This window comes from Streptomyces sp. (assembly GCF_036524955.1).
Taxonomy (GTDB): domain Bacteria; phylum Actinomycetota; class Actinomycetes; order Streptomycetales; family Streptomycetaceae; genus Actinacidiphila.
Window position 1 is genome coordinate 1 of sequence record NZ_DATDBG010000078.1, and the last position, 15907, is coordinate 15907.

15 protein-coding genes are annotated in these 15907 nt (G+C 73.0%); 13 read left to right on the forward strand and 2 right to left on the reverse strand.

Annotation, left to right across the window (positions count from 1 at the left end; genetic code table 11):
* The 9 genes from VIW71_RS06890 to mutM all read left to right on the forward strand — a co-directional run.
* Window positions 1–1353, forward strand: a 1353-nt coding sequence (locus VIW71_RS06890) for a dihydroxyacetone kinase (RefSeq protein WP_331621095.1), incomplete at its 5' end; no start/stop codon positions are given.
* Window positions 1354–1565: 212 nt separating this feature from the next.
* Window positions 1566–3860 carry an ATP-dependent DNA helicase RecG gene (recG, locus tag VIW71_RS06895; RefSeq protein WP_331621097.1) on the forward strand — a complete coding sequence of 765 codons (2295 nt, stop codon included), beginning with the start codon at window positions 1566–1568 and terminating at the stop codon, window positions 3858–3860.
* A 174-nt stretch (window positions 3861–4034) separates the two neighbouring features.
* A complete protein-coding gene (gene rsmD / locus VIW71_RS06900; RefSeq protein ID WP_331621098.1) occupies window positions 4035–4616 on the forward strand; it encodes a 16S rRNA (guanine(966)-N(2))-methyltransferase RsmD in 582 nt (193 codons plus the stop codon).
* Window positions 4617–4691: 75 nt separating this feature from the next.
* Window positions 4692–5171, forward strand: coding sequence for a pantetheine-phosphate adenylyltransferase (gene coaD / locus VIW71_RS06905; RefSeq protein WP_331621100.1), 480 nt, complete (start codon window positions 4692–4694; stop codon window positions 5169–5171).
* 10 nt (window positions 5172–5181) lie between these two features.
* Window positions 5182–6291: a cell division initiation protein gene (locus VIW71_RS06910; protein WP_331621101.1), complete on the forward strand. Its 1110-nt coding sequence runs from the start codon at window positions 5182–5184 to the stop codon at window positions 6289–6291.
* Window positions 6292–6476: 185 nt separating this feature from the next.
* A complete protein-coding gene (locus VIW71_RS06915) occupies window positions 6477–7022 on the forward strand; it encodes a YceD family protein (protein WP_331621102.1) in 546 nt (181 codons plus the stop codon).
* Window positions 7023–7024: 2 nt separating this feature from the next.
* Window positions 7025–7198: a 50S ribosomal protein L32 gene (gene rpmF, locus VIW71_RS06920; RefSeq protein ID WP_331621103.1), complete on the forward strand. Its 174-nt coding sequence runs from the start codon at window positions 7025–7027 to the stop codon at window positions 7196–7198.
* A gap of 7 nt (window positions 7199–7205) precedes the next feature.
* The gene (gene rnc, locus VIW71_RS06925; RefSeq protein WP_414720681.1) at window positions 7206–7967 is read left to right on the forward strand and encodes a ribonuclease III; all 762 of its coding nucleotides are present in this window, start codon (window positions 7206–7208) and stop codon (window positions 7965–7967) included.
* Between the two features lie 175 nt (window positions 7968–8142).
* Window positions 8143–9009: a bifunctional DNA-formamidopyrimidine glycosylase/DNA-(apurinic or apyrimidinic site) lyase gene (gene mutM / locus VIW71_RS06930; protein ID WP_331621104.1), complete on the forward strand. Its 867-nt coding sequence runs from the start codon at window positions 8143–8145 to the stop codon at window positions 9007–9009.
* Here the strand turns inward: mutM and VIW71_RS06935 are convergent.
* On the reverse strand, window positions 8982–9398 hold the full coding sequence (locus VIW71_RS06935; RefSeq protein WP_331621129.1) for a winged helix-turn-helix transcriptional regulator: 417 nt from the start codon (window positions 9396–9398) through the stop codon (window positions 8982–8984). The genes mutM and VIW71_RS06935 overlap by 28 nt on opposite strands.
* 159 nt (window positions 9399–9557) lie before the next feature.
* Between VIW71_RS06935 and VIW71_RS06940 the strand changes: the two genes are divergently transcribed.
* The gene (locus VIW71_RS06940; protein ID WP_331621130.1) at window positions 9558–10151 is read left to right on the forward strand and encodes a flavodoxin family protein; all 594 of its coding nucleotides are present in this window, start codon (window positions 9558–9560) and stop codon (window positions 10149–10151) included.
* Between the two features lie 10 nt (window positions 10152–10161).
* Here VIW71_RS06940 and VIW71_RS06945 read toward each other — a convergent pair whose 3' ends face one another.
* Window positions 10162–11046, reverse strand: a complete 885-nt coding sequence (locus tag VIW71_RS06945; RefSeq protein ID WP_331621105.1) for a CAP domain-containing protein — start codon at window positions 11044–11046, stop codon at window positions 10162–10164.
* 207 nt (window positions 11047–11253) lie between these two features.
* Between VIW71_RS06945 and VIW71_RS06950 the strand changes: the two genes are divergently transcribed.
* The 3 genes from VIW71_RS06950 to smc all read left to right on the forward strand — a co-directional run bounded on the left by VIW71_RS06950 (window position 11254) and on the right by smc (window position 15898).
* Complete coding sequence (locus VIW71_RS06950) at window positions 11254–11535, forward strand: acylphosphatase (protein ID WP_331621107.1); 282 nt, start codon at window positions 11254–11256, stop codon at window positions 11533–11535.
* A 297-nt stretch (window positions 11536–11832) separates the two neighbouring features.
* Entirely contained in the window at window positions 11833–12036 is a 204-nt protein-coding gene (locus tag VIW71_RS06955) for a hypothetical protein (RefSeq protein ID WP_331621108.1), read from the forward strand.
* Window positions 12037–12247: 211 nt separating this feature from the next.
* The gene (gene smc / locus VIW71_RS06960; RefSeq protein WP_331621109.1) at window positions 12248–15898 is read left to right on the forward strand and encodes a chromosome segregation protein SMC; all 3651 of its coding nucleotides are present in this window, start codon (window positions 12248–12250) and stop codon (window positions 15896–15898) included.
* The last annotated feature ends 9 nt before the right edge of the window (window positions 15899–15907 follow it).

Sequence of the window (15907 nt, forward strand, 5' to 3'; positions counted from 1 at the left end):
CGCGCCGCCCACGCGGGCGCGCTGGCCGCGCTCGCCGGGACTCCCGACCAACTCGGCGTACTGCGCCGGGCCAACGTCGTCGACGCGGGCGGCCTCGGCCTCGTCGCCGGCCTCGCCGCGCTCTGCGACGCGGTGTCCGGCGACGCTCCCACGGGCCCGCAGGGCGACGCCTCTGCCGCGTCCACGAATTCCGGTACGCCCTTGCGCCACGCCCACCCCCACGCCCACCCCCTCCACGACCCGGACGCGCCGCCCGCGACCGCCGCCGGGCCCGGACACCCCGGGCACCGCACGGCCGGCACCCCCGCCTGGCCCGAGAGCGAAGGCTGCCCGACTCCTGGTCGGTCCTCCTGCTCGCTCCCTCCGCGGGTGGCCTCGTCCCTCGGCGGACCGCTCCAGGAACTCGGGCGTCAGCCCTCCGGCGGCGAGGAGCCGCGGGAGGACGGCGGGCCCGGGTTCGAGGTGATCTTCCTGCTGGAGGCGCCGGACGAGGCCGTCGCCGGGCTGCGGGGGCGCCTGGACGCCCTGGGGGAGTCGCTGGTCGTCGTCGGGGGGGACGGGCTGTGGAACGTGCATGTGCACGTCGACGACGTGGGGGCCGCGATCGAAGCGGGGATCGAGGTCGGGCGTCCGTACCGGATCAAGGTGACGCACTTCCGGGACCAGGCGCGGGAACCCAGGGGCGAGCGGGCGACGCGGGCCGTGGTGGCGGTGGTGCAGGGGGAGGGACTGGCCGGGCTGTGCGGGCAGGCCGGGGCGACCGTGGTGGCCGTACGACCGGGGGAGCAGCCCGCGAGCGGGGAGATCGCCGCTGCCGTCCGCAGGGCACACGCCCGGGAGGTCGTCCTGCTGCCCAACGACGCGGAGCTGCGGCACGCCGCCGGTGCGGCGGCCGAGCAGGCCAGGGCCGACGGGGTACGGGTCGCCCTCATCCCGACGCGCTCCCCCGTGCAGGGCCTCGCCGCGCTCGCCGTGCACGAGCCGTCCCGGCGCTTCGACGAGGACGTCGTCGCCATGACCTCGGCCGCGGGCGCCACCCGCTACGCCGAACTCGCCATCGCCGAGCACCGCTCGTGGACCATGGCCGGGGTCTGCCAGGCCGGCGACGTCCTCGGCCTGATCGACGGCGACGTGGCGGTGATCGGCGCGGGCCTGGCGGAGACCGCCGCGACCGTACTCGACCGGATGCTCGCGGCCGGCGGCGAACTCGTCACCCTCGTCCTGGGCGCCGCGGCCCCGCCCGGCCTCGCCGACCGCGTCGAGGCCCACGTCCGCGACCGCCACCTCGCCGTGGACACCGTCACCTACGAGGGAGGCCACCACTCCTGCCCCCTGATCATCGGCGTCGAATAGCGGCCCGCCCGTAGCGGCCGAGCCGAAGTGTGCGCCGGTGTCGAGAGGGAGAACCGCGCGCAGTGAGCGAGGAACGAGCGAGCACGGTCGACCGCCGACACCGGGTCCGAGCACCCGGAGGCGAAGGCGCGGCAGTCAAGGGGCCCGCCGAACGGGCGGCAGTGGGCGGGCGGGCGGCACTTTGTCGGTGCCGTGCGCAAAGATGGACGGCGATGTCCACCGCAGCGTCCAATCCCCTGGACGAACCCCTCCGCAAGCTCGTCGGCGACCGCACCGCGAAAGTGCTCGGCGAGCACCTCGGCCTGCACACCACGGGCGACCTGCTGCACCACTATCCGCGGCGGTACGCCGAGCGGGGGGAGCTGACCCGGCTCGCCGACCTCCCGGTGGACGAGTACGCCACGGTGGTCGCGCAGATCGCCAAGGCGGACAAACGGACGTACGGCGGCGGCTCCGGTGTACGGCTGGAGGTGGTCGTCACCGACGGCAGCGGCTCACTGACCCTGGTCTTCTTCAGCAAGGCCGCGCACGCGCACGCCCACCGGCTGATCCCGGGCCGCCGCGGCATGTTCTCCGGCAAGGTGTCCGTCTTCAACCGCACCCGGCAGCTGGCGCACCCCGACTACCAGTTGCTCGACGCGGACGACGGCGAGGAGGCGGTGGACGCCTTCGCCAACCGCCTGATCCCGCTGTATCCCGCGGTCAAGCAGATCACCTCCTGGCGGATCGCCCAGGCCGTGGACACCGCGCTCAACTCCCTTGCCGCGACCGGCTGGGAGGGCGTCGGCGACCCGCTGCCCGAGGAACTGCGGCACGCCAGGGGCTTGGTCCCGCTCCCCGAGGCGCTGGAGAAGATGCACCGGCCGCAGGGCAGGGCGGACATCCGGACGGCCAGGGCGCGACTGAAGTGGGACGAGGCGTTCGTCCTGCAGGTCGCCCTCGCCCGCCGCCGCGCCGCCGAGTCCGCCCTGCCGGCCGTGCCCCGCCGGCCCGGCTCGGACGGCCTGCTCGCCGCCTTCGACGCGAAACTGCCCTTCACCCTCACCGAGGGCCAGACCTCGGTCTCCACGGAGATCTTCGCCGACCTGGAAACCGAGCACCCCATGCACCGCCTGCTGCAGGGCGAGGTCGGGTCGGGCAAGACACTGGTGGCGCTGCGCGCGATGCTCGGCGTGGTGGACGCGGGCGGCCAGGCGGCGATGCTCGCGCCCACCGAGGTGCTGGCCCAGCAGCACCACAGGTCGATCACCGAGATGATGGGCGACCTCGCCGAGTCCGGCATGCTCGGCGGCTCCGACATCGGCACCAAGGTCGCGCTGCTGACCGGTTCGACGGGCACCGCGGCCCGCCGCCAGGCACTGCTCGACCTGGTGACCGGCGAGGCCGGCATCGTGGTGGGCACGCACGCGCTGATCGAGGACAAGGTGCGATTCCACGACCTGGGGCTGGTCGTGGTGGACGAGCAGCACCGGTTCGGCGTGGAGCAGCGGGACGCGCTGCGGGGCAAGGCGGACCAGCCGCCGCACCTGCTGGTGATGACGGCCACCCCGATCCCGCGCACGGTCGCGATGACGGTCTTCGGCGACCTGGAGACCTCGGTCCTGGACCAGTTGCCCGCCGGGCGCTCGCCGATCGCCACCCATGTCGTACCGGCCGCGGAGAAGCCGCACTTCCTGGCCCGCGCCTGGGAGCGGGTGCGCGAGGAGGTCGAAGGCGGTCACCAGGCGTACGTGGTCTGCCCGCGGATCGGCGACGAGGAGGACCCCAGGGCTGCGCGGCGGAACGGCAAGCACGGCAAGGGCGCCGGGAAGCCGTCCGACGACCCCGACGTGCCCGGCGACGACCTCGGTGACCTCGGTGAACTCCGTGAACTTCCCGACGACGGCGAGCGCCGCCCCCCGCTGGCCGTCCTCGACATCGCCGAAGCCCTCGCCGACGGCCCGCTGCGCGGACTCCGCGTCGAGGTGCTGCACGGCCGGATGGCGCCGGACGCCAAGGACGACGTGATGCGCCGGTTCACGGCCGGCCAGGTGGACGTGCTGGTCGCCACCACCGTGATCGAGGTGGGGGTGAACGTGCCCAACGCCACCGCGATGGTGATCATGGACGCCGACCGGTTCGGAGTGTCGCAGCTCCACCAGCTCCGCGGCCGGGTCGGGCGCGGGTCGGCACCCGGCCTGTGTCTGCTGGTGTCCGAGGCGCCCGAGGCCACACCGGCCCGCACCCGGCTGGACGCGGTCGCCCGTACCCTCGACGGCTTCGAACTCTCCCGGATCGACCTCGAACAGCGCCGTGAGGGCGACGTCCTCGGCCAGGCCCAGTCCGGCACCCGATCCTCGCTACGGGTCCTCGCCGTCATCGACGACGAGGAGGTCATCGCGGCGGCCCGCGAGGAGGCCACCGCGGTCGTACGGGCCGACCCGGAACTCGCCGCCCACCCCGACCTGCGCGGCGCCCTGCAGAGCCTGCTGGACGCGGACCGCGAGGAGTACCTGGACAAGGGGTAGCGACCGGTGCCCCGTGCGGTGCCCGCGGGCGGCAGGGCCGCGCGGGCAAGCCCACGCACGCCCGGTACAAGCCGCGCACACGCCCCGTACAAGCCGTGCGCAAGGCGGTGCGGAAGCCCCCCGCACCCGGGAGGGACACGGGGCAGGGGGTAGTGTCGTCGTCGTGAGCAGTTCATGACCCGTGTGATCGCCGGCGCCGCCGGAGGGCGGCGACTGGCCGTGCCGCCGGGGACCGGAACGCGACCGACGTCGGACCGGGCCAGGGAGGCGCTGTTCTCCACCTGGCAGTCGCTCCGCGGCACCCTCGCCGGCGCGCGGGTGCTCGACCTGTACGCGGGCTCCGGAGCCGTCGGGCTCGAAGCCCTGTCGCGCGGCGCCGAGCACGTCCTGCTGGTCGAGGCCGAACCGCGGGCCGCCCGGGTGATCCGGCAGAACGTGGCGGCGCTCGGACTGCCCGGCGCCGAGGTGCGGCCGGCCCGCGCCGAGAAGACCGTGACCGGGCCGCCGCCCGCGGACCCGTACGACATCGCCTTCCTCGACCCGCCGTACGACGTGGGCGACGACCAGCTGCGGGAGATCCTGCTCACACTCCTGTCCCATCTCTGGCTGGCCGAGGAAGCGCTGGTCACCGTGGAGCGCGGCACCCGCGGCGGCGAGTTCCGCTGGCCGCCGGGGATCGAGGGCCTGCGTTCCCGGCGCTACGGCGAGGCGACTCTTTGGTACGGTCGCGCCGCCCAGGTCGCCGCCGGGTCATGAGCCCGCCCGATCCGACATGAGTCCGCCATGAGACCCAGCACCCGGCACGCCCGTACGGAGAGCGAGGAGCCAGTCTTGCGCCGCGCAGTCTGTCCGGGGTCCTTCGACCCCATCACCAACGGACACCTCGACATCATCGCCCGCGCCTCCCGGCTGTACGACACCGTGCACGTCGCCGTGATGATCAACCGCTCCAAGCAGGGCCTGTTCACGATCGAGGAGCGGATCGCCCTGATCGAGGAGGTCACCGGCGACCTCGGCAACGTCGAGGTCGAGTCCTTCCACGGGCTGCTGGTCGACTTCTGCAAGCAGCGCGACATCCCCGCCATCGTCAAGGGCCTGCGCGCGGTCAGCGACTTCGACTACGAGCTCCAGATGGCGCAGATGAACATCGGCCTGTCCGGTGTGGAGACCCTGTTCGTCCCGACCAACCCGGCCTACAGTTTCCTGTCCTCCAGCCTCGTCAAGGAGGTCGCCCAATGGGGCGGTGACATCTCCCACTTGGTGCCGCCCCCTGTCCTGGAGGCACTCACCGCCAGGCTCCGGCGGCAGTAGAGTCGTCGTCGTGGACGTCCAGAAGAAGCTCGATGAGATCACCGCCGCCGTCGCCGGCGCCCGGTCCATGCCGATGTCGGCCTCCTGCGTGGTGAACCGGGCCGAGTTGCTGGCCATGCTCGAAGAGGTCTCCGCAGCGCTCCCCGACTCCCTGTCACAGGCCCGCGAACTGCTCGGCGACCGCGAGCAGATGGTCGCCGAGGCGCGCGCCGAAGCCCAGCGGATCATCGAGTCGGCGCACGCCGAACGCGGTTCGCTGGTCTCCGACACCCAGATCGCCCGGCAGTCGCAGGACGAGGCCGAGCGGATCATCGCCGAGGCCCGCCGGGAGGCCGACGAGATCCGCGCCGAGGCCGACGACTACGTCGACAGCAAGCTCGCCAACTTCGAGGTGGTCCTCACCAAGACCATCGGCTCGGTCGACCGCGGCCGGGAGAAGCTGCTCGGCCGCGACCCGTACACGCAGGACGTACAGGGCTACGGCGACGCCGACCCCGACGCCCCCGAGCGCAGTGCGGACCCCGAGACGCTGCGACGCCGCGCCGACGAGTACGTGGACACCAAGCTCGGCGCGTTCGAGGCCGTCCTCACCAAGACCCTGGAGGCGGTCGGCCGCGGCCGGCTCAAGCTCACCGGGCACAACCCGATCGACGACCTCGCCGCGCACATCGCCGCCCAGGACGCGGCGGACGGCTCCCAGGACTCCGGGCCGCACCGGCAGAGCGACGCCGAGTACCTGGCCGGGCTCGCCGCCCCCGCCGCCCCCGAACAGGCCGACCTCTCCCAGTACGGCTACGACCCCGCCGCCGCCCAGCCCGCCGCGCCGCAGAGCGGCGACGGCTACGGCTACCCGCAGAACCCGTCGTACGACTACCGGCAGCAGGAGTACGCGCCACAGGCCGGCTACCAGGACCCGTACGGCTACACCCCGGAGGCGGGCCCGGGGTACGAGTACGGCGGCCAGGACTACGAACGGCAGCAGTACACCTCGCAGGCCCCGTATCAGCAGCAGGCCCCCGCGCAGGAGTACGCGCAGACCCCCGCGCTCGACGAGACCAGCTTCTTCGACACCGGGATGATCGACCTGGCCAGGCTGCGCGAGCTGGAACAGGGGCGCTGACCCCTTCGCCAAGGGGAGCCGACGCGGCTCTGTTTGGGCGGAGGCGGCGCGTCCAGTATCCTGTCAGCTCCAGCCGTGTGAATCGCCGGCGCTTCGGCCTGCCCGCCCCCGAGGGACGCGGTGCCGGGCCGTACCGATGAAAGCAGGAAGCCCTGAACACCCGCCTCGACCACCGCGACCCGCTCGTGTTCGACACACGCGAGCTCGGTCGGCGTCCTGGTGCGATGAAGAAGGTCTCCCGTTCGGTGCCGGCACCCGAAGACCTCGGGATCGAGGTCATCGGGGTGCCCGCGGGCGTCACCGTCGAGCTGGACCTCCGCCTGGAGTCGGTGATGGAGGGCGTGCTGGTCACCGGCACCGCCCGCGCGCCGCTGCGGGGGGAGTGCGTAAGGTGCCTGGAGCCCGTCGAGCGCGAGCTGGACGCGGACTTCCAGGAGATGTTCTCCTACCCCGACGCCGACACCAGGACCGCCCGCAGGGACGAAGCCGGTGACGACGCCGAGGAGGAGGACGTGTTCTACCTCGAGGCCGATCTGCTCGGCCTCGAACCCGTGCTGCGGGACGCGGTGGTGCTCGCACTGCCGATGCAGCCGGTGTGCCGGGACGACTGTCCGGGCCTGTGCGCCGAATGCGGTGTGCGGCTCGCCGACGAACCGGACCACCACCACGAGGTCACCGACATCCGGTGGGCGGCCTTGAAGGATTTCCAAGACGAGAACCAGGAGAAGTAGCCGTGGCTGTTCCGAAGCGGAAGATGTCGCGCAGCAACACGCGCCACCGCCGTTCGCAGTGGAAGGCTGCGCCCGTGAGCCTGGTGGCGTGCGAGCGTTGCCGCGAGCCGAAGCTCCAGCACATCGCGTGCCCGAGCTGCGGCACCTACAACCGCCGTCAGGTCCTCGAGGTCTGATCGGCGGGTGACAGGCTCAGTGTCCTCCACGTCAGACGCACCGGCGTCGCATCAGGCCGCGACGGACAAAGCCTCGTCCCACACGCTTCTGGAAGGGCGGCTCGGGTACCGACTCGAGCCCGCCCTTCTGGTGCGCGCGCTGACCCACCGCTCGTACGCGTACGAGAACGGCGGGCTGCCCACCAACGAGCGGCTGGAGTTCCTCGGGGACTCGGTGCTCGGCCTGGTGGTCACCGACACCCTCTACCGCATCCACCCGGACCTGCCCGAAGGCCAGCTCGCCAAGTTGCGGGCCGCAGTGGTCAACTCGCGGGCGCTGGCCGGGGTCAGCCGCGGGCTCGACCTGGGCGCGTTCATCCGGCTCGGCCGGGGCGAAGAGGGTACCGGCGGCCGGGACAAGGCGTCCATCCTCGCGGACACCCTCGAAGCGGTGATCGGCGCGGTCTATCTCGATCAGGGCCTGGACGCGGCCTCCGAGCTGGTCCACCGCCTCTTCGATCCGCTCATCGAGGAGTCCTCCAACCTGGGCGCCGGCCTGGACTGGAAGACGTCCTTGCAGGAGTTGACCGCCACCGAGGGTCTCGGCGTCCCCGAATACGCGGTCACCGAGTCCGGCCCCGACCACGAGAAGACCTTCACGGCTGCCGCCCGTGTCGGCGGTGTCGAGTACGGCACCGGCACGGGCCGCAGCAAGAAGGAAGCGGAGCAGCAGGCCGCCGAGGCCGCCTGGCGCGCGATCCGGAAGACGGCGACCACGACGGCGGGCTGAGCCCCGGGCAGGCCCGGGGAACCGCCCGACCGGTCCGGTGAGGGCTCGCGGGTGGTCACCGCGGCGGTCGTGGCGCCACCGGACCATCGGCAGCCGGCGGGCTGAGCGCCCGCTCCCCGCGCCCCGGACGGGGCGCCCACTTCCGCACAAAAAGGTCCGCACACAAAGGAGAGCCGTGCCGGAGCTGCCGGAAGTGGAAGTCGTCCGCAGGGGCCTCGCCACGTGGGTGTCCGGCCGGACCGTCGACGACGTGACGGTCCTCCACCCGCGCGCCGTGCGCCGCCACCCCGGGGGCCCGGAGGACTTCGTGAAGCAGCTCCGGGGTGCCGTCATGGGCCGTGCCCACCGCAGGGGCAAGTACCTGTGGCTGCCCCTGACCGACGACCTCGTCCTCACCGCCCACCTGGGCATGAGCGGGCAGTTCCTGATCCGCCCTGCCGCCGGGCGCAGCGAAACCCATCTCCGGGTCCGGATCACTTTCACCGACGACCTCGGCACCGACCTGCGCTTCGTGGACCAGCGCACGTTCGGCGGCCTCTCCCTGCACGAGCCGGTGCCGGACGACCCCGAGGGCCTGCCCTACCCGCTGGCCCACATCGCGAGGGACCCGATCGACCCCGCCTTCGACGACGACGCCTTCCACGCGGCGCTGCGCCGCAAGCGCACCACCATCAAGCGCGCCCTGCTCGACCAGTCCCTGGTCAGCGGGGTGGGCAACATCTATGCCGACGAGGCGCTGTGGCGCACCAGGCTGCACTACGAGCGCCCGACCGCGACGATGACCCGCCCCCGGACCGCGGAGCTGCTCACGCACATCCGCGAGGTGATGGGCGACGCCCTGGCCGCCGGAGGCACCAGCTTCGACAGCCTCTACGTCAACGTGAACGGCCAGTCGGGCTACTTCGACCGTTCCCTGGACGCGTACGGGCGTGAGGACCGGCCGTGCCGCCGCTGCGGCACCCCGATCCGCCGGCGCCCCTGGATGAACCGGTCCAGCTACTTCTGCCCGCGGTGTCAGCCGGTGCCCCGCGCCACGTCGTAGGTCTGCCGCGCGGCCAGCACGTCCGGCATCCGCCCCTCCACCAGCGAGATCAGCGACAGCAGCCGCCCGGCGATCTCGGTTCCGAGGGGGGTGAGCCGGTACTCGACGTGCGGGGGGTTGGTGGGCTGGGCGTCGCGGATCACCAGGCCGTCGCGCTCCAGCGCCTGCAGGGTCTGGGACAGCATCTTCTCGCTCACCCCGTCCACCCGCCGCCGCAGCTCGTTGAAGCGCAGCGTGTCCTCGTGGAGCGCGCCGAGCGTAAGGCTTCCCCAGCGGCCGGTGACGTGCTCCAGGGTGCCGCGGGACGGACAACTGCGGGCGAAGACGTCGAACCCCCCGATGGCCTCGACGGCCGCATCGACGCCACACGACTTCGTGGCCCCCTCCATGGTCTCTGCCATACCACGAGAGTACCCCCGCACCGCACATTCACACAGCGCTCTCTCTCGGGTTGCGCTTTCGAATAGTTAGTGTTCAACTGTGCGAGTCCCCACCCGTGGTCTCCGTCCGCGGGGACCCCACCCGAGGAGCACACTGTGTCCACCCCTGTGACCAGCCCTGTCGTCGCCATCGCGTACCACTCCGGCTATGGGCACACCACCGTCGTCGCCGAGGCCGTCCGGGACGGCGCCGCCGCCGAAGGCGCCGTGGTCCACCTGATCAAGGTGGACGAGATCACCGACGAGCAGTGGCTGCTGCTGGACGGCGCGGACGCCATCGCGTTCGGCTCACCCACCTACATGGGCACCGCCTCCGCCGCCTTCCACGCGTTCGCCGAGGACAGCTCGAAGCGCTGGTTCGGCCACTCCTGGCAGGACAAGCTCGCGGCCGGCTTCACCAACTCCGGCTCCAAGAGCGGCGACAAGCTGCACACCCTCCAGTTCTTCTCGCTGCTCGCCGCCCAGCACGGCATGAACTGGGTCAACCTGGGCCTGCACCCCGGCTGGAACACCTCCGATGCGTCCGAGCACGACATCAACCGCCTCGGCTTCTTCCTCGGAGCCGGCGCCCAGACCAACAACGACGAGGGCCCGGAGGCCGTCCACAAGGCCGACATCGCCACCGCCGAGCACCTCGGCCGCCGCCTCGCCCAGGCCGCCCGCGTTCAGGTCGCGGGCCGCGCGGCCCTCGCGGCGGTGTGACCCGGACCGCTCAGAACCCGAAGTCCTGCGTCCACCACGGGCCGCCTGTGCCGTAGTGGACGCCGACGCCCAGGGTCCGGTAGTCGCAGTCGAGGATGTTCGCCCGGTGGCCGGGGCTGTTCATCCAGGCGGCCGTCACCGCCTGGGCGTCGGCCTGGCCGCGGGCGATGTTCTCGCCGCCGAGGTTGGTGATCCCGAGCTGTGCCGCCCGGTCCCACGGCGTGTCGCCGTCCGGGTCGGTGTGGTCGAAGAAGTCGCGGGCGGCCATGTCCTCGGTGAAGTCCTGCGCCAGCCTCTCCAGCGCGGAGCTCGCGGTGAGCGGGGAGCAGCCGGCCGCGGCCCGCTCCTGGTTCGCCAGGGCCAGGACGGCGGCCCGGGCCGTGGTGCCGGGGTCGGCCGTCGCCGGGTGCGTGCTCGGCGGGCCGCCGCCCGGCGGCCCGGGCGCGGTGGTGGCCGGCCGCGTGACCACCGGCACGGTCGGTGCGCCGGTGGTCCGCGGGGCGCTCGGCGCCGTGGCGGCCGGGCTCGCGGCGGTACGGGTGGGGGAGGCGGCCGGGCGCGGCGCCTTCGTGGTGCCACGTGCCGACGGCGACCCGGCCCCGGCGGTGGTCCGCCCCGGGGCCGGCGTGGTGCTCCCGCCCAGCGGTGAGGGCGGGTCGCTGCCGGTGGCCGGGTCGCCGTCGGCCTGGGCGCCGGAGGCGCCGTCGCCCCCGTACGGCAGTCGGTCCGTCACCCCGGACAGCAGTCCGGTGGACGCGACCACCGCGCCCACCGCCAGCGCGGCGCACGAGGTGAGCAGCCCGCTGCGTATCGGACGGCCCTTGCGGCGCCCGCGATGCCCGCGGGGACGCTTCCGCGGTGCCGGCGCCTGGGCATGACGGCTGTGACGCCCCATCCGCACCCTCCTCACTGCTCCGGGACCGCGCCCGGACACCGCCGGCCGGCGGTCCGCCCGCACGGTTCGCTCCTGGCCCGGGGGCCGCCCCATAGCGCGGTTGGCGCGGTTGATCCGAACGTGTGAACTCCTGCCGGGGGGTGACAGTAGCGAAAGACGCCCGCGAGCGATGTGATGCGGCCAATACCGGCGGGATAGCGTGCGCACATGAACGAAACAGTTCGGCTCACCGCGTGGGTGCGCGGCCGGGTGCAAGGGGTCGGCTTCCGCTGGTGGGCCCGGGCCACCGCGCTGGAGATCGGCGGGCTGTCCGGTTACGCGAGCAATCTGGACGACGGCCGGGTCCAGATGGTCGCCGAGGGCGACCGGGCGGACTGCGAACACCTGCTCGATCGGCTGCGCCACGGTGACACGCCCGGGCGGGTCGAGGGAGTGACCGAAATCTGGGGGGTCCCGCGAGGCGGATACGACGGTTTCGAGATCAGATGAGCACAACCTGTTGCCTTATGGCGGACGCCGTGTCAGGCTGCCCCCATCGAGGATGATCTCGATGCCACCCGGGCAGCCCACAGCGCACTCCGCGCCGTGTTTTCTGAGGCGAACCCGAGGGCTGGGCTGTGATCGTGTTGACCGTCTCCGTATTTGGTGAGACGCTGGAAGCCCCGCGCACGTGACTCCACGGAACGCTAAGAGGCGGTCACGGGCCCACACCCCGCGCGGGAGCGTACCCCTCACCCACGACCTACCCCGCTTCGGTCGGTCACTCAGCGTGGAGGACCATCAATCATGGCAAAGGCGCTTCTCGGTTACGTCGGCGGTCCGGACCCGCGACTCCTCGCCGAGATGCGAAGGCTTCAGCAGCGCGTTCAGGACCTGGAATCCGAGCTCCTGCGGATCCAGGCGGAGAATGACGCGCTGTCTGTGGCGTCGCATGAAGAGTCGCTGCTCGGCAGCATCGACGTAGCTCACGCGGAGCCCGTGCTCGCCTGAACGGCCACAAGCCGGACAGGTGTCCCCGGACACCGCTTGAGAATTTCTGCAAGGGACGCTTCGGCGTCCCTTCGTCGTCCCGCCCTACCTGTGTTCCTCCCCAGTCCCGATCCCGGCTCCGCCCCGCTCTACGTCTGATGTGCCCTGCACATTCCGCAGTGAAACCGCGCAGCACGAACGAGCACCGCACCAACTAGTAGAGTCGACCGGCGTGCATCTCAAGAGCCTCACCCTGCGCGGCTTCAAGTCGTTCGCCTCGGCGACGACGCTGCGCTTCGAACCGGGTATCACCTGCGTGGTCGGACCCAACGGGTCCGGCAAGTCCAACGTGGTGGACGCACTGTCGTGGGTGATGGGCGAGCAGGGTGCCAAGTCGCTGCGCGGCGGCAAGATGGAGGACGTCATCTTCGCCGGCACCACCGGGCGCCCCCCGCTGGGCCGCGCCGAGGTGTCGCTGACCATCGACAACAGTGACGGTGTGCTGCCGATCGAGTACGCCGAGGTCACCATCACGCGGATCATGTTCCGCAACGGCGGCAGCGAGTACCAGATCAACGGCGACACCTGCCGGCTGCTGGACATCCAGGAACTCCTCTCCGACTCCGGCATCGGCCGCGAGATGCACGTCATCGTCGGCCAGGGCCAGCTCGACTCCGTGCTGCACGCCGACCCGATGGGCCGCCGCGCCTTCATCGAGGAGGCCGCGGGCGTCCTCAAGCACCGCAAGCGCAAGGAGAAGGCGCTGCGGAAGCTCGACGCGATGCAGGCCAACCTCGCCCGGGTCACCGACCTCACCGGCGAGCTGCGCCGCCAGCTCAAACCGCTCGGCCGGCAGGCACAGGTCGCCCGCCGGGCCGCCGTCATCCAGGCCGACCTGCGCGACGCCCGGCTGCGGCTGCTCGCCGACGACCTGGTGACCCTTCGTGAGGCGCTGCGCGCCGAGATCGCCGACGAGGCCGCGCTCAAGGAGCGCCGGGACGCCGTGGAGGCCCACCTCACCGCCGCCGTCCAGCGCGAGGCCCGCCTTGAGGACCAGGTACGGGCCCTGCTGCCGCGGCTGAGCCGGGCCCAGGCCACCTGGTACGAACTCTCCCAGCTCGCCGAGCGGGTCCGCGGCACCATCGGCCTGGCCGAACAGCGGCACCGGCACGCCACCAGCCAGCCCGCCGAGGAGCGCAGGGGGCGCGACCCGGAGGACATGGAACGGGAGGCCGCCCGTATCCGCGAGCAGGAGGCCGAGCTCGGCGAAGCCCTCGACGCCGCCCGGCGTGCCCTGGACGACACCGTCGGCCACCGCGCCGAACTGGAACGCCACCTCGCCGAGGAGGAGACCCGGCTCAAGGGGGTCGCCCGCGCCATCGCCGACCGCCGCGAGGGCCTGGCCCGCCTGAACGGCCAGCTCAACGCGGCCCGATCCAGGGCCGTCGCCGCCGAGGCGGAGATCGGCCGGCTGGCCGCCGCCCGTGACGAGGCCCGCGACCGCGCGGAATCGGCGCAGGCCGAGTACGAGGAGCTGCGCGCCCAGGTGGCGGACCTGGACGCGGACGACTCCGAACTGGAGGCCCGCTTCGAGGCCGCCCGCGCGGAGCAGGCGGCCGCGGAGGAGGCGTTCACCGCCGCCCGCGAGGCGGCCACCGCCGCAGAACGGCAGCGCGCCGCCGTCGCCGCCCGCCGCGACGCGCTCGCCCCCGCACTGCGCCGCAAGGACGGTACGGGTGCGCTGCTCGGGACGGGCGACGGCGACCGCCCGGCCGGTGTGCTCGGCTCGGCCGCCACCTTGCTGCGCGTCACCCCCGGCTACGAGATCCCGGTCGCCGCCGCGCTCGGCGCCGCCGCCGACGCGGTCGCCGTCACCGGCCCCGCCGCTGCCGCCGACGCCCTGCGCCTGCTCCGCAAGAACGACGCGGGCCGCGCGTCCCTGCTGCTGGCGGGCGCTCCGGACCCGGCGCCCCCCGTCGGCGGTCCGGCGGGCGGCGGTCGGCAGCCCGGGGATGCCTGTGCCACCGCCACCGCCACCGCCACCGATGAGCTGCCGGCCGGCGCGCGCTGGGCCGCGGACCTGGTCGCCGTCCCCGGGGAACTGGCGGGCGCGGTGCGGCGGCTGCTGGCCGACACGGCCGTCGTGGCGTCGCTCGCCGACGCCGAAGCGCTGGTGACGCGGCATCCGGGGCTGACCGCGGTGACCGCCGAGGGCGACGTGCTGGCCGCGCACACCGCGCAGGGCGGTTCCGCCAAGGCGCCCAGCGTGCTGGAGGTGCAGGCCGCGGTGGACGAGGCGACGGCAGAGCTCGAACGGCTCGACGTCCGGTGCGCCGAACTGGCCGGCCGGCAGCTGGAGGCCAGGGACCGGCGGGCCGCCGCCGCCCGCACGGTGGACGAACTGGGGCAGCGGCGGCGGGCCGCGGAGAAGCAGAAGGCGTCGGTCGCCCAGCAACTCGGCCGGTTCGGCGGCCAGGCGCGCGCCGCGTCGGGCGAGGCCGACCGCGCCGCGGCTGCCGTGGTACGCGCCGAGGAGGCGCTGGCGGCGGCCCGCGAGGAGCTGGAGGAGCTGTCGTACCGGCTCAGCGAGGCCCAGGAGGAACCCGGCGAGGAGGAACCCGACACCTCGGTACGGGACCGGCTCGCCGCCGACGGCGCCAACGCCCGGCAGACCGAGATGGAGGCGCGGCTCCAGCTGCGTACCCACGAGGAGCGGGTCAAGGGCCTGGCCGGACGTGCCGACGGGCTCGACCGGGCGGCCCGCGCCGAGCGGGAGACCAGGGCCAGGGCCGAGCGGCGCCGGGCGCGCCTGGCGTACGAGGCGTCGGTCGCCGCCGCCGTACTGGCCGGCGCCCGCGGACTGCTGGCGTGCGTGCAGGTCTCGGTCGGCCGCGCCGAGGCCGAGCGCGCCGCCGCCGAACAGGCCAGGGCCGAACGCGAGGCCGAACTCGGTCTCGAGCGCCGGCGCGGCCGGGAGCTCAAGAGCGAACTCGACCGGCTGACCGGGGACGTCCACAAGGGCGAGGTGCTGGGCGCCGAGAAGCGGCTGCGCATCGAGCAACTGGAGGCCAAGGCGCTGGAGGAGCACGGTATGGAACCGGCCGGGCTGGTCGCCGAGTACGGCCCGGAGCAGTCGGTGCCCCCGTCCCCGCCCGCCGAGGGCGAGATCCCGCCCGAGGACCCGGCGGACCCGCGGAACCAGCCGCGCCCCTACGTCCGGGCCGAGCAGGAGAAACGGCTGAAGGCGGCCGAGAAGGCATACGCGCAGCTCGGCAAGGTGAACCCGCTGGCGCTCGAGGAGTTCGCCGCGCTCGAGGAGCGGCACAAGTTCCTCACCGAGCAGCTGGAGGACCTGCGCAAGACCCGCGCCGACCTGCTCCAGGTGGTCAAGGACGTGGACGAGCGGGTCGAGCAGGTCTTCACCGCCGCCTTCCACGACACCGCCCGCGAGTTCGAGGGCGTCTTCTCCCGGCTCTTTCCCGGCGGCGAGGGCCGGCTGCTGCTCACCGATCCGGACAACATGCTCACCACGGGTGTGGAGGTTGAGGCCCGCCCGCCGGGGAAGAAGGTCAAGCGGCTGTCGCTGCTGTCGGGCGGTGAACGCTCACTGACCGCGGTGGCGATGCTGGTGTCGATCTTCAAGGCCCGGCCGAGCCCGTTCTACGTGATGGACGAGGTCGAGGCCGCACTGGACGACACCAACCTTCAGCGACTGATCCGGATCATGGAAGAACTGCAGGAGAGCTCGCAGCTGATCGTCATCACGCACCAGAAGCGCACGATGGAGGTCGCCGACGCCCTGTACGGCGTGTCCATGCAGGGCGACGGCGTGTCCAAGGTGATCAGCCAGCGGCTGCGGGACGGTAAACAGCAGACCGCGTAGGGCGCTCCC

Bases quoted from the DNA above. Each gene is read 5' to 3' on its own strand.
- VIW71_RS06950 (WP_331621107.1), top strand. From the start codon at position 11,254: ATGAACGAAACAGTTCGGCTCACCGCGTGGGTGCGCGGCCGGGTGCAA.
- VIW71_RS06945 (WP_331621105.1), bottom strand. From the start codon at position 11,046: ATGGGGCGTCACAGCCGTCATGCCCAGGCGCCGGCACCGCGGAAGCGT.
- VIW71_RS06955 (WP_331621108.1), top strand. From the start codon at position 11,833: ATGGCAAAGGCGCTTCTCGGTTACGTCGGCGGTCCGGACCCGCGACTC.
- VIW71_RS06935 (WP_331621129.1), bottom strand. From the start codon at position 9,398: ATGGAGGGGGCCACGAAGTCGTGTGGCGTCGATGCGGCCGTCGAGGCC.
- rsmD (WP_331621098.1), top strand. From the start codon at position 4,035: ATGACCCGTGTGATCGCCGGCGCCGCCGGAGGGCGGCGACTGGCCGTG.
- recG (WP_331621097.1), top strand. From the start codon at position 1,566: ATGTCCACCGCAGCGTCCAATCCCCTGGACGAACCCCTCCGCAAGCTC.